The organism is Ensifer sp. Root278, from assembly GCF_001429285.1.
In the GTDB taxonomy this organism is placed as follows: Bacteria; Pseudomonadota; Alphaproteobacteria; order Rhizobiales; family Rhizobiaceae; genus Ensifer.
Genome location: NZ_LMJJ01000030.1, coordinates 1 through 12,985, shown reverse-complemented (window position 1 = coordinate 12,985; position 12,985 = coordinate 1). Strand labels below are relative to the sequence as shown.

General features: G+C 59.5%; 15 protein-coding genes and 2 pseudogenes. 8 read left to right on the top strand and 9 right to left on the bottom strand.

Going from position 1 to position 12,985, the window contains the following annotated elements:
• Positions 1 to 281 precede the first annotated feature (281 nt).
• On the bottom strand, positions 282 to 722 hold the full coding sequence (locus ASE60_RS34715) for a hypothetical protein (protein WP_057252235.1): 441 nt from the start codon (positions 720 to 722) through the stop codon (positions 282 to 284).
• Here ASE60_RS34715 and ASE60_RS35785 point away from each other — a divergent pair.
• Positions 657 to 803 (top strand): annotated as a pseudogene (locus ASE60_RS35785) (integrase); the annotation flags it as partial. The gene ASE60_RS34715 and the pseudogene ASE60_RS35785 sit on opposite strands and share 66 nt — an antisense overlap.
• A 5-nt stretch (positions 804 to 808) precedes the next feature.
• Here ASE60_RS35785 and ASE60_RS19660 read toward each other — a convergent pair.
• The 5 genes from ASE60_RS19660 to ASE60_RS19640 form a co-directional block, all read right to left on the bottom strand.
• Positions 809 to 1,159, bottom strand: coding sequence for a type II toxin-antitoxin system RelE/ParE family toxin (locus ASE60_RS19660; protein ID WP_200964193.1), 351 nt, complete (start codon positions 1,157 to 1,159; stop codon positions 809 to 811).
• On the bottom strand, positions 1,140 to 1,415 hold the full coding sequence (locus tag ASE60_RS19655) for a type II toxin-antitoxin system ParD family antitoxin (RefSeq protein ID WP_057252234.1): 276 nt from the start codon (positions 1,413 to 1,415) through the stop codon (positions 1,140 to 1,142). Before ASE60_RS19655 ends, ASE60_RS19660 begins: the two co-directional genes overlap by 20 nt.
• A gap of 535 nt (positions 1,416 to 1,950) precedes the next feature.
• Positions 1,951 to 3,048 (bottom strand): DUF475 domain-containing protein, encoded by a 1,098-nt coding sequence (locus tag ASE60_RS19650; RefSeq protein WP_057252237.1) that lies wholly within the window; start codon positions 3,046 to 3,048, stop codon positions 1,951 to 1,953.
• A gap of 528 nt (positions 3,049 to 3,576) precedes the next feature.
• On the bottom strand, positions 3,577 to 4,899 hold the full coding sequence (locus tag ASE60_RS19645; RefSeq protein ID WP_057252233.1) for an epoxide hydrolase family protein: 1,323 nt from the start codon (positions 4,897 to 4,899) through the stop codon (positions 3,577 to 3,579).
• A gap of 100 nt (positions 4,900 to 4,999) precedes the next feature.
• On the bottom strand, positions 5,000 to 5,440 hold the full coding sequence (locus ASE60_RS19640; RefSeq protein ID WP_057252232.1) for a VOC family protein: 441 nt from the start codon (positions 5,438 to 5,440) through the stop codon (positions 5,000 to 5,002).
• 437 nt (positions 5,441 to 5,877) lie between these two features.
• On the opposite strand from ASE60_RS19640, the gene ASE60_RS19635 reads away from it, so the two are divergent.
• Entirely contained in the window at positions 5,878 to 6,789 is a 912-nt protein-coding gene (locus ASE60_RS19635) for an alpha/beta hydrolase (RefSeq protein ID WP_156414681.1), read from the top strand.
• Here the strand turns inward: ASE60_RS19635 and ASE60_RS19630 are convergent.
• Together ASE60_RS19630 and ASE60_RS19625 are read right to left on the bottom strand one after the other, a co-directional pair.
• Positions 6,786 to 7,694, bottom strand: coding sequence for a LysR substrate-binding domain-containing protein (locus ASE60_RS19630; protein WP_057252230.1), 909 nt, complete (start codon positions 7,692 to 7,694; stop codon positions 6,786 to 6,788). The genes ASE60_RS19635 and ASE60_RS19630 overlap by 4 nt on opposite strands.
• Before the next feature lie 46 nt (positions 7,695 to 7,740).
• Complete coding sequence (locus ASE60_RS19625; RefSeq protein ID WP_082615943.1) at positions 7,741 to 8,379, bottom strand: TetR/AcrR family transcriptional regulator; 639 nt, start codon at positions 8,377 to 8,379, stop codon at positions 7,741 to 7,743.
• 266 nt (positions 8,380 to 8,645) lie between these two features.
• On the opposite strand from ASE60_RS19625, the gene ASE60_RS19620 reads away from it, so the two are divergent.
• The 4 genes from ASE60_RS19620 (at position 8,646) to msrA (ending at position 10,552) form a co-directional block, all read left to right on the top strand.
• Entirely contained in the window at positions 8,646 to 9,182 is a 537-nt protein-coding gene (locus tag ASE60_RS19620; RefSeq protein ID WP_057252229.1) for a DUF417 family protein, read from the top strand.
• A gap of 96 nt (positions 9,183 to 9,278) precedes the next feature.
• On the top strand, positions 9,279 to 9,434 hold the full coding sequence (locus tag ASE60_RS33950) for a DUF1127 domain-containing protein (protein ID WP_082615942.1): 156 nt from the start codon (positions 9,279 to 9,281) through the stop codon (positions 9,432 to 9,434).
• A 158-nt stretch (positions 9,435 to 9,592) separates the two neighbouring features.
• Positions 9,593 to 10,036 (top strand): peptide-methionine (R)-S-oxide reductase MsrB, encoded by a 444-nt coding sequence (gene msrB / locus ASE60_RS19615; RefSeq protein ID WP_057252228.1) that lies wholly within the window; start codon positions 9,593 to 9,595, stop codon positions 10,034 to 10,036.
• Entirely contained in the window at positions 10,037 to 10,552 is a 516-nt protein-coding gene (gene msrA, locus ASE60_RS19610; RefSeq protein ID WP_057252227.1) for a peptide-methionine (S)-S-oxide reductase MsrA, read from the top strand.
• 197 nt (positions 10,553 to 10,749) lie between these two features.
• Here msrA and ASE60_RS19605 read toward each other — a convergent pair whose 3' ends face one another.
• On the bottom strand, positions 10,750 to 11,289 hold the full coding sequence (locus tag ASE60_RS19605) for an Rrf2 family transcriptional regulator (protein WP_057252236.1): 540 nt from the start codon (positions 11,287 to 11,289) through the stop codon (positions 10,750 to 10,752).
• Between the two features lie 272 nt (positions 11,290 to 11,561).
• On the opposite strand from ASE60_RS19605, the gene ASE60_RS19600 reads away from it, so the two are divergent.
• Both ASE60_RS19600 and ASE60_RS35780 read left to right on the top strand, forming a co-directional pair.
• Positions 11,562 to 12,770 carry an NAD(P)/FAD-dependent oxidoreductase gene (locus ASE60_RS19600; RefSeq protein WP_057252226.1) on the top strand — a complete coding sequence of 403 codons (1,209 nt, stop codon included), beginning with the start codon at positions 11,562 to 11,564 and terminating at the stop codon, positions 12,768 to 12,770.
• A gap of 68 nt (positions 12,771 to 12,838) precedes the next feature.
• A pseudogene (locus tag ASE60_RS35780) lies at positions 12,839 to 12,985 on the top strand (cupin domain-containing protein); the annotation flags it as partial.

Below are 12,985 nucleotides of genomic sequence, written 5' to 3'. Positions count from 1 at the left end.
GTCTCCTGAACGATGGCGAGCTTCTCGGCCGTCGACCAGCGACGGCGGCGCTCAGGGCCGGACAGCACTTCTATCTTCGGGTTGTGACTACTCATAATGGGGACATTACTCCTCACACTTAACAAGTGGGAGATCATGTCCGGGGATTTATGGGGCCATTACAGTTCCGGACTTCAGCACGGAGACGCCGACTACGCCTTGAGGGGTGCCTTGCCATTGCCTGGATAAAGCAGCCCGCGCTCGCGAGATCGCGAAGCAGTTTTGCATTTTGGCGAAGCCTCTTAGCGGCCTTTGCCGAAGAGGAAGAAATCCCGCAGTCGCCGGCGCAGGATGTAGGACCAGGGCACCTCGGCACCGATCGCCTCGTAGCCGGCTTGCGTCAGCGAGAACTCGACACGGCCGCCGTCTCCTTCTCTTCGGGTAATGTATTGCATGTTGAGGGCGCGAAAGACCGCCGCATGCAGTTCTCGTGGCCAATAGACTTCGTCGGCCGGCACCCGATAGGCACCAGCCTTGTGAAGCTCCTCAAGCACATTCCTTAAATCACTGGCCAGCATTGAATGTTTATCCGGCGCGGCGCGCGGTTTTGCAATGCGCGGCACGACGACCCAACGAGATAGGTCGAGTTTCCAGCGCCGTTCCTGAACATCTGTCCGCTGCGCGCCGGCTTGGCCTCCTCGGCCGAAGCCGACGAGCGCCACGTGCAAAAGCAGCTTGGCCATGCGAGTGCGGAAATGAACCGCAGATACCAGCGCCGACGCGACCGATTTAGGGTCAATTTGACGAAGGCCACGGGGCTGTAGGAATCTTACCCCGCCAGCATACGTGCGAGCATATTTCTGATGTGGTCCTGCGCGCCGTAGAAAATTGCCGCGACAACGATTGCGCGGCTATGTTCCACCGGAAGAAACCAAATAGCTGCCTTGTCCCGCCGAAGAAACAGGATCCCGGGATGAATATCGGGGCGCAGGGTCCCGATATAAGGCGTATCGACGAGACGATCGATTTCGACACGCAATTTGCGGATCCGTTCAGCGGTACGCTCCACCGCCTCGTCAGGCGCGTCCCCGAGTTCGACATAGGCGTCGAACAGATGATCGAAGATCAACTCGAAATCGCGTTCGGCATCCCCAGAATATTCAAGAGCCCACACGAACAACCCGTCGCTTCCGCTCAATCATTGCCGCGACGCGGCTTTCCATTTCCGTCGCAGAAATCATTGGTCCGTTCAATCGCCGCTGGACCAATTCGCGAAGCGCTGCCGTTTCGACGGCCTCAGTTTCGGTCTTTTGGCGAAGTAGTTCCAGGCCCTGTTGAAGAACCGAACTCATGCTGGAATACCGGCCGCTCTCCACCAGCGAACGGGCAAACGAATCCTGCTGCTCAGTCAGCGAGATCGACGATTTCACACTCATCGGCGTAACTCCTTTGAGCCAAACTTGCTACTCAGTAGCACATTTGTCAATCTGATGAGATGCCCATCAGGGTGGCAGTGCCAAGGGCGTCGGCCCGGATCATCTCAATGACCAGGAAGTGGCGCACATAGTCGAGCGACCGCAGATTGCCGACCGTCGCGGGTGGCGCGCCCGCCGAGCTTGAGCGGATCTAGCGTCTTCGGCGCAGATCGACGAGCGATATGTGCAAAGCAACTGGGGCACGTTCCGGACGAAGTGACCTGCAAATACTGCCGCGACCGCTTCCCTACCCATCCCGCCAATGCGTCGGGGCTTTGTGCGCCCCTCCCCTGCTCGCGGCGTGAAATCGTTAGGTCACAATCTACGGCTCGATCTCTCGGCTGAGCGACAGGAGTCGCTCATTCAAAAACGACAAAAATGTATCTTCGCACGTAGCCGTTTTAACGCAAAACCACTCCACCCCGTCGAAGGGTCTCGAAAAAAATAAGCCCGGCGGACATGTCCGCCGGGCTCGTTGTCACATCCAAAGATCTTATCAGGCTCGCAGTTGCTGCGAATCCCGCGTTTCCATCTGTTCCATTTCGCGTTCGCGCTTGTTGTACCGGATCGAAGACCAGAGCGAGATGCCGATGAGCGCCGCGCCACCAAGACCGGTGATCACTTCCGGAATGTGGACGAGCGTCTGGAAGTACATGACGACCGAAAGGATCAGGATCGCGTAAAACGCACCGTGTTCCAGGTAGCGGTATTCGTTGAGCGTTCCCTTCTCAACCAGCATGATCGTCATCGAACGGACATACATGGCGCCGATGCCGAGGCCAATCGCAATGACGAAGAGGTTCTGCGTCAGGGCGAAGGCGCCGATGACGCCGTCAAACGAGAAGCTGGCATCGAGGACTTCGAGGTAAAGGAAGGCGCCAAAGCCGCCTTTTGCCGCCGCACTCATGGTTTGTTGTGAAGCATCGAGCAAACCGCCGACCACCTCAACCACGAGGAACGTCAACAGGCCGTAGATCGCCGAATAGACAAACGTGTGGACCTCTGCCGGTTCGAGCAGAGTCGAAAAGCCAAGAATAAGGGCGAGAACGAAGGCGATTTCGATGCCCTTGATGGTCGCAAACCTGGCCATCTTGCTCTCGACCCACTTGATCCAGTGCACGTCCTTCTCGTGATCGAAGAAGTAAGTCAGGCCCACCATCATCAGGAAGGTGCCTCCGAAGGCTGCGATCGGCAGGTGCGCGTCGTTCATGATGCGCGCGTACTCTTCAGGCTTGCTTGCCGCCAGAACGATCGCTTCGATCGGTCCGATCTTCGCCGCAATGACGACGATCAGCAGCGGGAAGACGATGCGCATGCCGAAGACGGCAATGATGATGCCCCAGGTCAGGAAGCGATGCTGCCACTCGGGCGTCATGTCCTTGAGTTTGTTGGCGTTGACGATCGCGTTGTCGAAGGACAGCGAGATTTCGAGCACCGCAAGCACGGTGCAGATGAAGAAGACCGAGGCCATACCGCCGATGGTTCCGGTCGACTGCCAACCAAGCCAGGCGCCGAGCACAAGGCCCACCGCCGTGACAATGAAGGCCCATTTGAAATAACCGAGCGCGCTCGCATGCGATTGAGGCTGTGTCATCGACGGGCCTCCTTCGCGCGAACGACGCCGGATTCGGTGAAGAAATGTGGTTTCAAAACGGAAATGCGCACGGCCGAAGGGGCACATGCGTGAGGCATGAGATCAGTTTTCATTGGAGCTAATCCGCCGGCTAATTTGCTGGCGGTACCGACATCACGAGAGCGCCGTAAAAACTCTCGCCAGAGGGGCCCGGCACCAGTGTTCATCCCGCGTCCGATGTCTTAAGGGCGGGACAGCTTTCTAATTAGCAGCGTCCGGTGGAAGGTCAAGAGGGCGCTTCTCGCTTTAGGAGGTCGTTCACGCAAAGGCGCCGTGTTTCGGTCCGACGCAAACGACCCTCGTGATCGCGGCGTTGTCGAGATCGCGATTTGACGAATGGTGCCCTGCGATACTCACCGCGAATGGCCAGCATATCCCGGAACTTGACCAATGAGGCGGGCATCAATCAATCGCCGTCAGGATTGCCAACCGGTGGTCGCCGCCGCCAATCCCTGGCCAATTCGTTGTCCGCCATACTTGGAGACGAACTTAGTTCCGAAAACGCATCGCCTTGAAGCCTGCCCTGACCTCTTCGGCGAAGAGTTCCGGCTCCTCCCAGGCAGCAAAGTGCCCGCCCTTCGAGGCGTGATTATAGTACACGAGCTTCGGATAGGCTTTTGACAGCCATTTTCTTGGCGGCCGATAGACCTCCCCCGGAAACACGGTTACGGCGACAGGCACTTTGGCCGCGGAGAGCTTCGCTCCGGCCTTGAGGTTCTCCCAGTAAATGCGCCCGCTCGACGGACCGGTGTTTGTCAGCCAGTACAATGTGATGTTGTCCAAAATACCGTCTCGGCTCAAAGCCTGTTCCGGATGGCCTCGCGTGAACACCCAATCCGCGATCTTGTCGTAGAGCCAGGCCGCCAGGCCCACCGGAGAATCCGCAAGCCCGTAGCCGACCGTCTCTGGACGCGTGCTGAGGATCGACGCGTAGCCAAAGCCGTTGTTCAGGAAGTCACGAGCCTCGTCGAAAATTTGCCTCTCATCCGCTGACAAGCTTTCGGGAGCCGGCCCTCCGTTCTTCAACGCTTGCGCGGCGTCGGCTGGAAACGTCGTCCCGCGCTCGATCCGGTTGACGTGGATACCGAGCAGGCCTTCCGGAGCCTGACGCCCGAGGGCGTCGCTGATGATTGCGCCCCAGTCGCCGCCTTGCGAGACATAGCGGTTGTAGCCGAGCCGTTTCATCAGCGTGTCCCAGACCATGGCGATCCGCTGTGCGTCCCAACCTGTCGAGGTTGGTTTCTGCGAAAATCCGAAGCCGGGGATAGAGGGAATGACAAGATGGAATGCGTCTTCAGCCTTGCCGCCATGAGCGGTCGGGTCGGTCAGCGGGGCGATGACGTCCAGCAGCTCAAAGACCGAACCCGGCCAGCCATGGGTCATGATCAGCGGAAGTGCATTCTCATGGCGCGAGCGCACGTGGATGAAATGAACATCCAGCCCGTCGATGTTCGTCAGGAATTGAGGAAACGCATTGAGCTTTCGTTCCGCTTTTCGCCAATCATAGGCGGACTGCCAATAGGCCACGAGGTCCTGAAGTATCTGCTGATTGACACCCTGGGAACGATCCTCGACGGTCGCACTGTCCGGCCAGCGCGTGGCCGCGAGACGGCGTCTCAAATCCACGAGGTCCGTCTCGGGAACGGCGGCCTTGAAGGGACGGATATCGTCACTATTGATCGGCGCCTTCGCGGTGTTGGCAGTGGCGCCTGACACGGGCAGCACCGCTGCCGTTACAACGATCGCAGCGCCTGAAAGCAGAAACGAGCGCCGCGTGACCTGGCGCTTCCCAGCCTTGTTTTCCAAGTCCATTTGAGAGATCCCTTTTGAACACTTACAATCGTCATCGAACGGGTTTGGGCGTAAGCCGGGGCCTCACCGATTACAGCGAGGTCCCGAGCTACGCTGATTGTCAGGCTTCGTCGGGACCCGTGCGGTAGATGAGGAACTTGTTTCCTTCAGGATCGCGAAAGTAGGCGCAGTAAGGGTCACCGCCGTCAGGGCCTCTTGGACCGGGAGCGCCTTCGTCCGAACCGCCCGCTTGCAATGCCGTTGCATAAGCGAGATCCACCTGCGCCCGAGAGCGGGCCTCAAAGGCGATCATCGTACCATTGCCAGCAATGGCCGTCTCGCCATTGAAGGGCTTGAGCACGCCGAACTCGAGGGCCCGGTGCCCGTAGTAGACGGCACGCCCCGGCTGAACGAGCACGCGACCGATGCCAAGGACGGCGAGGAGTTTGTCATAGTAGGCGGCGGCGGTATCGAGATCGTTCGTGCCGACGGTCGAGTGGCCAGGGAGCGCTCGGGCTTTTTCCGGAGCCGCCTTTTGCGAAGAGGACGTCATATCGTTCATTCTGATCTTCCTTTATTTAAGCGAGCTATTTCTTCGTCTCGCTGGTTCGTTTGGGATCGCTGTCGAAAACGGACGATCCGCGAATGAACGGAAATCTAAGAACGGGGCCGGTCAGCCAGCACCCAGCGAAATTGAGAGCCATCCTCTCATGCGGATACATGGTTCGATCGGGACGGCTGATAGCGAGGCGCTGTACGATGGGTTACAGCCGCGGCCAGCGCCGCTGTGCCTAGTCTGCTGCCAGTCCTTTTGGCATTGAAATAGGCAGGATGCCGTCGCGGCGTATTTGCTGACTTCAAGAGGGTTCCTCTCAGAAACACCATCTGCCAGAGACCAAATGGATATAGGATCTTCTCGTCAGGATCAGATTAACCGGAAGGACGCCTGACATGGTTATCCCATCGCTCAAGAATTTTATCGCAACCGCTTCGGTGGCAATGGCATCGGCGGCATCGGCACACGCCAGCGCCATCTCGGTGACGGGCCCGAAGATCGACTTCATCAAGATCGACGAGACCATCACGCTGCGGCGTATGGTTGCCCATCCCAGCGATCCCAAGGGCAAGGGCACGGTTCTCTTCCTGCACGGCTTCCCGGAAACTTTGGCCGTCTGGAAAGAGATCGCGGGAACATTGGGCGAAGAATACGAGGTGCACGCTTTCGACTGGCCCGGATATGGCCAGTCGTCGCGCCCCTCACCGCCACAGTTCTCCTATTCACCCAGGGACTACGCCGAGATTCTCAAGGCCTATATCGACAAGGCTGGCGTCGACCGAGCGAATTTGGTCATCTACGCCCCGGATATCGGCGGCCTTCCCGCACTGCTGCTGGCACTCGACGAACCAACCGTGGCAAGGAAGATCATCGTCGGCGACTTCGCCCCGTTCAACAGGCCGCAATGGATGTACGAGAGCCTACAAAACCTCAAGGCAGAGCCGACGGCGACGCCGACGCGGGCTTACATGAACAAGACCAGCGACGAGATCCTGCAAAACGTGCACCGTCGAGGCCTTGCACCGGATGCCCAGTACGAATTGCCGCTCGAGGTACAAGCGGACATGAAGGATTCCTGGGCACGCGACGGTGTGACAAGCGCCGACGCCTTCGCCTTCTATTATTCCCATTTCACGCGCGACGAGGACTATCTCGAGGCGAACCTCGCCAAGCTGAGGACGCCGGTGAAAGTGATCTGGGGCGACAGGGATATCTACATCAAGCCGGAAATGGGCAAGGAGTTTGCCGAGCGCACCAATTCGGAGTTCGACCTTCTGGCAGGTATCGGCCACTTCCCGCATCTGCAGGATCCGGCCCGCACTGTTGAAGAGGTTCGGGCTGCATTTGCAAACTAGGCCTGCGATGCCTCGCCTCGTTTGCAGAAAGCGCGAAGGCGGGGCAGCGCCCAGTCGACGAATGACCGTACCTTCAGCGTGAGCTGACCCTGCCCGGAATAGACAATATGGATCGGTCGGGGCGCTTGGTCGAAAGGTTCCAAAACCGACACGAGCGCGCCTGAAGCCAACTCGTCCGGGATTTGATAGTCGAACAAACGGGCGATGCCGGCTCCACCGACCGCTGCTGCTACGCAATTGGCCGCAGTGTTCAGTTCGAGACGGTTGCGAGGGACTGACTCGAGTTGTTGGCCTGCGACGTCGAAGGTCCAGAAGAAGGTCCGCTTGTTGAAGAGTATCCCGTCATGGTCCACGAGATCGCTCGGATGCTCCGGCACGCCCCGGCGCTGCAGATATGCGGGGCTCGCGCAAGTCAGCAGGCGAAACTCACCGGCCTTGACCGCGTAGAGAGAACTATCGGCGAGGTCGCCCAACCGGATGGCGATGTCGACCTGTTCTTCCACCAGATGCACCGTCCTGTCGAGCGAGAGGAGATTGAGCGACACCTCCGGATACTTCTCCATGTAGCTGAGCGCGATCGGCATCACATAGCGGGCACCGAACTCGACCGGCACGGTGATCGTCAGGGTGCCACGAGGCGTCTGATACTCGCCCGATGCCCGACGCTCGGCTTCCTCGAGGTCTGCCATGATCTTGCGGGCTGACTCGACATATTCCCTGCCGGCATCGGTAAGCTGTAGATTGCGGCTGGTGCGCACGATAAGGCTCGCACCCAGGTGCCGTTCGAGTTCGGCAACCTTGCGACTGACGCTGGGCAAAGGAGCGTTCAGCTTCCTGCTCCCTGCCGAAATGCTGCCGGCGTCGACGACTGCCAGCAGCATCTTCATTGCTTCAAGACGATCCATCGTATCCCCCGCAAGCGCTTCCGACGTTGCCTATGACATTGTGATCCTATGCTTCGCCAACATCTGAAGCCGTCGCCTGCAGTTCTGCACGCGCGCTCCTGGCCGACAGTTCCAGAGGAGAGCGTACCTCCTGCGCGAGCAGGCTTGCCGCCATGCGCCTGCTCTGCCGGACCGGCTCGCCCGTTCGCGTCATTTGCGCAATGGCGGTCGCTCCCTCGTGCAAGAGGTTGATCGTGTCGGCGATGCGTTTCGGTTCCGCGAAGCGGGCCGCATGCGCGAGCTCCTCGAAGTAGGCGAGGACGAGGCGCTTGTGCATCGAGGCAGCGCGGAACACCGGATCGACGGCTTCCTTGTGTTCCCCGGCAGCGCTCATGAAGATGCAGCCGCGGAACTGCTTGTCTCGAACCGAGGCCTCCAGGAAATCGAAGGTCGCGAGAAGACGCTCATAGGGATCGTTCGTACGCTGCTCGACAAACATCCGCATTTCAGCGCGGGACTCTTCATCACGCCGCTCAAGTGCAGCCAGGATAAGATCCTCTTTGGTTTCAAAGTGCCGATAGAGCGTCGTCTTGGCCACCCCAGCCTCGGCGATGAGGAGATCGATGCCGGTCGCGTGGTAACCGTTCAGGTTGAACAGGCGCAGGGCGGTATCGAGCAGGTGTCCGCGGATCTCTGAGCGGCGCATATTCACTCCTTAAAACAAAACAGATTTGTATGATTCTATCGCGCTCTTCGAGAAATGCAAGCCACGCGCGCCGGCCGCCAGGCGCCGCGCCCAACACAGCCCCCAGGCCTTTAAGCGTTATTTCTCGGGTAACGCGACAACAAATTCCCAAAAGAAGGATTGCCAAACGATACAGATCGGTATATTTAAGCGTTCATCGATACAGATCTGTATCGTTTATTAGGCCAATCGGGAGAATGGCCCGACGCCGCCAACAGGAGAAGACAATGCCTCGTGATCTCGCACACCACAGCGCGGCGCGTCCGCGTGTCCACGTTCGATCCGCCGCCTCCGCGCTCGACCTGATCGATAGCCACGGCCAGGCCGTCACTGCGGCTGGCCTTTATGGCTCGCTCGCCGTGGTTTACGGCTGGTTCGGCGGCATGAAATTTACCCGTTACGAAGCGGAAGGGCTGGTTGGCCTGGTCAGCAACAATCCCTTGCTGAGTTGGACCTATTCGCTCTTCAGTGTGGAAGGCTTCTCAAACCTTCTCGGCATCCTCGAGTTAAGCATCGCCGCCCTCGTCGTGGCCCGCGTCATAAAGCCGATCTACTCGCTCGTCGGCGGATTGCTTTCGGCCGGGCTTTTCGCCACGACCATCAGCTTCATGGTGACGACGCCCGGTGTGTTTGTGCCTGAGCTCGGCTTTCCAGCGATCTCGGTCGCTCCCGGGCAGTTCCTGCTCAAGGATGTCGGGCTCTTCGCCCTCTCCGTCTGGATCGCCGTCGATTCGTTTGCGGCGCTCCGTTCGACACGGACCTGATTGACGAATTGTGCGACCCAACGGTCCGCCTCATCCACTGCAATCTAGGACTACACCATCTCCGGCGACGTGGCCGGCTGAACAAAGGAACGTCTCATGATCATGCACTATCTTTTGTCGAGAATCCGCGCTCACCAGCGCTACCGCCAGACCGCTTTGGAACTTGGGCGATATAGCGATCACCAACTCGACGACATCGGCATCGACCGCTTCGAAATCGACGATATCGCTCGCCGGCAGTTCAACCAGTGACCAAGCCACGACGCGGGCCGGTGCAACGAGGTATTGCGCAAGAGGTGCATCGGCCAGCGTCCTGGCCAGGACGAGGTAACTGGCCGCGCGCCGCGGATGTGGCGCCTGCCAGTCAAGTCGCAGCTTCCAAACAACACGCCCCCATTGGAGACAACGAAATGACCTACAGAAAATCCGACGAAGCGATCCGAAAACTGACGCCCGAGCAGTTTCGCGTCACTCAACAGAGCGGGACCGAGCGTCCCTTCACGGGCGAGTACAATGACAACAAACGCCCGGGGATTTATGTCGATATCGTCTCCGGCGAGCCGCTCTTTGCGTCTTCCGACAAATTCGATTCCGGCTGTGGCTGGCCAAGCTTTACCAAGCCGATCGTGCCAGCAAACGTCGAGGAACTGCATGATCGTTCCCATGGCATGATCCGCACCGAGGTTCGCTCGAAGCATGGCGACAGTCACCTTGGCCATGTGTTTCCCGACGGTCCGCGGGATCGAGGCGGCCTACGTTATTGCATTAATTCCGCCTCCCTGCGCTTCATTCCCCGCGAGGAAATGGAGATCGAGGGTTACGGCGCGTTCATCAACCAGGTGGAGGATATCTGAATGACCGATAGAGCTGGCAGAGCTGTTTTGGCCGGTGGCTGCTTCTGGGGGATGCAGGATTTGATCCGCAAGCTCCCCGGGGTCATTGCAACGCGCGTGGGCTACACCGGAGGCGATGTGCCTAACGCCACCTACCGTAACCACGGAACCCACGCCGAGGGCATCGAGATCGCCTTCGATCCGGGGACGATCAGCTACAGGCAGATTCTGGAGGTATTCTTCCAGATCCACGACCCCACCACAAAGAACCGCCAGGGCAACGACATCGGCATGTCCTATCGCTCGGCAATCTACTACGTCGACGACGAGCAGAAGCGAATTGCCGAGGACGCAATCGCAGATGTCAACGCTTCGGGCTTGTGGCCGGGCAAGGTCGTGACTGAACTCGAACCGGTCGGAGACTTCTGGCAAGCGGAGCCGGAGCACCAGGACTACCTGGAGCGTTACCCCAACGGCTACACCTGCCACTTCCCACGCGGGAACTGGGTGCTGCCACGGCGGACCGCCGCTGATTAGCCGGCCGCCGATGTCGCAAAGAAGTCGGGCAAGCATGTTAGCTTGCCCGACTTCACCTTAGCCTGAGGCGACATCAAGCGACCACCGCGTCATTGCGACGGCGCTTCGCCACACGCCTCTAGATGTTGTGTTTGTCCGCAAGCAGCAAAATCCGAGCGCACGGCCCCTGAGAGCGCGGCCGAACGCAGCGGCGAGCATCAACCTGCCTTCGCTGCCGCGCCGCGGCGACGGCGCTGCGGCGTCCTGGCGGCGAGCCAATCCTTTATGTTGCCCGCATGCTCCTTGGGCGCCTTCGACGCTGCGCGTCCGGCAATGCTCGCCAGCGTATGGCCGGCCATCACTTCTCTCGCCCGTTTTTCGGCCTCGATCATGACCGCGTGAATGGAGCAGACGCCGTCCTGTGCCCAGGCAGGCGTCCGATCGCCGAACAACGCGCACTGTCCACGGATTTCCTTGCATTCGAACAGTGGCTTCCGTCCGTCGATGGCCTCGATAACATCAAGCGCGGTGATGTCGGTGGCGGGGCGGGCAAGCGCGAAACCGCCGCCAATCCCCTCCCGGGCGACGACGATGCCGGCCTTCTGGAGCTTGGTGAAAAGCTTCGCAACGAATTCGGGGGAAATCTTCTGCAGCTCGGCAAGATCGCGTGCACTTGCCGGCTGGTCTATCTCCTCCGCCTCGATGAGGAACAGGAGACAGTGGAGAGCGTATTCGACGCCTGCGCTTATGTGGGCCACGGAAACACCAAAACACCGACAAATATAGTCGGAGATAACATCGAAGCCCCGGCTGTGCAAGTCCTTGGACGTCTTTTCCGCGTTGACAGTGCGTTTCCGAAACCGGTCGGATTCGACATTGCTCATTTACTACGACTAGGTTAGTCCTAGTTAAGCGACGACATTGGATCATCGCGAAAACCGTCTCCGGTTTGGAGACTTCTACCGAAACGGCAATCGCACGATGGCTGGCCCTGTTCAGCCAATGGCGAAGCCTTGTCTGAGGAAAAGAAATGCGTGAACGAATCCTGATTATCGGCGCTGGATTTGCCGGAATGTGGTCGGCACTCGGCGCCATGCGGCTACTGGACCAGCAAGGAAAGGCGGACGGATCCGTCGAGGTTGCCGTGATTGCACCGCAGCCCGAACTCCACATTCGCCCCCGCCTCTACGAAAAGCATGCGGCCAAGATGAAGGCGCCCCTGTCCGAGATCTTTGCCAACGCAGGCGTGCGTTTCATCAAGGGTTATGCGACGTCCGTCTCGACAGCGGACAACGCCGTCACCTATGCGGACGACGAGGGAAGGGAAACGACGATCGGCTACAGCAAGCTCGTTCTCGCGACCGGCAGCGTCCTATTTCGACCGGATATCCCGGGGCTCGCCCATGCCTTCAATGTCGACCAGCTTGCCGATGCCGCGGAGCTGGAGGAACACATTTCTAAATTGGGTCGTTTTCCGGAAACCCGAGCGCGCAACACCGTGATCGTCGCCGGCGGCGGCTTTACCGGCATCGAAACGGCGGCCGAGTTGCCGCATCGTCTTCGCGCAGCGCTTGGAGAGAGCGCGGACCTCCGTGTCGTGATCGTCGAGCGCGGCAATGCGATCGGACCGGACCTCGGACCCGGCCCGCGTCCGATCATCGAGCAGGCGCTTTCGGAGCTCGGCGTCGAGACGCGCTTGCGCGCGCCGATCGTCGCCATCGACCATGACGGTGTGACGCTATCATCCGGCGAGCGCATCGACGCGGCCACAGTGATCTGGACGGCAGGCGCCCGCGCCAATCCGATCACCAAGGAGATCGACGCGGATAAGGACTCGTTCGGTCGTCTTCACGTCGATCGGAACCTGAAGGTCATCGGCCACGCAAACGTCTTTGCGACCGGCGACGTCGCGTGTGCGGCAACGGACGATATCGGCAACCGAACGATGATGAGCTGCCAGCACGCCCAGAACCTCGGGCGTTCCGCAGGGCACAACGTTGCTGCCGATCTGCTTGGCGTGACCTCGATTCCCTACAGCCAGGAAAAGTACGTCACCTGTCTCGATCTCGGCCCGTGGGGTGCTGTCTACACCGAAGGTTGGGACCGTCAGGTAAAGCTGACCGGCGCCGAAGCAAAGAAGCTCAAGACGAAGATCAACACCACCTGGATCTATCCGCCGAGTGCCGATCGCGCAGCAGCTCTGGACGCTGCCGACCCGCTCCGCATCGTTGTCGCCTGAGCAGAAGTGACCGCCAACCTCCCTTGGGGGCTCGCTTCTTGCCAGATCTCATCAAGGAGAACATCAGCATGAGCACCCGATTTGTCACAAGTGCACTCTTTGTCGCTATCGCTTCGGCGCTGCCGGCCGCTGCGCATGATCCCGGCGACGTTGTCACGCCGCACTTCGAAAAGGCGATACCCAATATTCCGGGCAAGACCTTGACCGCCCTGATC

What these genes read in the sequence shown, in the direction of transcription:
- ASE60_RS34715 (WP_057252235.1), bottom strand. Translation starts at nt 722, where the DNA reads ATGGCCAAGCTGCTTTTGCACGTGGCGCTCGTCGGCTTCGGCCGAGGA.
- ASE60_RS19655 (WP_057252234.1), bottom strand. Translation starts at nt 1,415, where the DNA reads ATGAGTGTGAAATCGTCGATCTCGCTGACTGAGCAGCAGGATTCGTTT.
- ASE60_RS19650 (WP_057252237.1), bottom strand. Translation starts at nt 3,048, where the DNA reads ATGACACAGCCTCAATCGCATGCGAGCGCGCTCGGTTATTTCAAATGG.
- ASE60_RS19645 (WP_057252233.1), bottom strand. Translation starts at nt 4,899, where the DNA reads ATGGACTTGGAAAACAAGGCTGGGAAGCGCCAGGTCACGCGGCGCTCG.
- ASE60_RS19640 (WP_057252232.1), bottom strand. Translation starts at nt 5,440, where the DNA reads ATGAACGATATGACGTCCTCTTCGCAAAAGGCGGCTCCGGAAAAAGCC.
- ASE60_RS19635 (WP_156414681.1), top strand. Translation starts at nt 5,878, where the DNA reads ATGGCATCGGCGGCATCGGCACACGCCAGCGCCATCTCGGTGACGGGC.
- ASE60_RS19630 (WP_057252230.1), bottom strand. Translation starts at nt 7,694, where the DNA reads ATGGATCGTCTTGAAGCAATGAAGATGCTGCTGGCAGTCGTCGACGCC.
- ASE60_RS19625 (WP_082615943.1), bottom strand. Translation starts at nt 8,379, where the DNA reads ATGCGCCGCTCAGAGATCCGCGGACACCTGCTCGATACCGCCCTGCGC.
- ASE60_RS19620 (WP_057252229.1), top strand. Translation starts at nt 8,646, where the DNA reads ATGCCTCGTGATCTCGCACACCACAGCGCGGCGCGTCCGCGTGTCCAC.
- ASE60_RS33950 (WP_082615942.1), top strand. Translation starts at nt 9,279, where the DNA reads ATGATCATGCACTATCTTTTGTCGAGAATCCGCGCTCACCAGCGCTAC.
- msrB (WP_057252228.1), top strand. Translation starts at nt 9,593, where the DNA reads ATGACCTACAGAAAATCCGACGAAGCGATCCGAAAACTGACGCCCGAG.
- msrA (WP_057252227.1), top strand. Translation starts at nt 10,037, where the DNA reads ATGACCGATAGAGCTGGCAGAGCTGTTTTGGCCGGTGGCTGCTTCTGG.
- ASE60_RS19600 (WP_057252226.1), top strand. Translation starts at nt 11,562, where the DNA reads ATGCGTGAACGAATCCTGATTATCGGCGCTGGATTTGCCGGAATGTGG.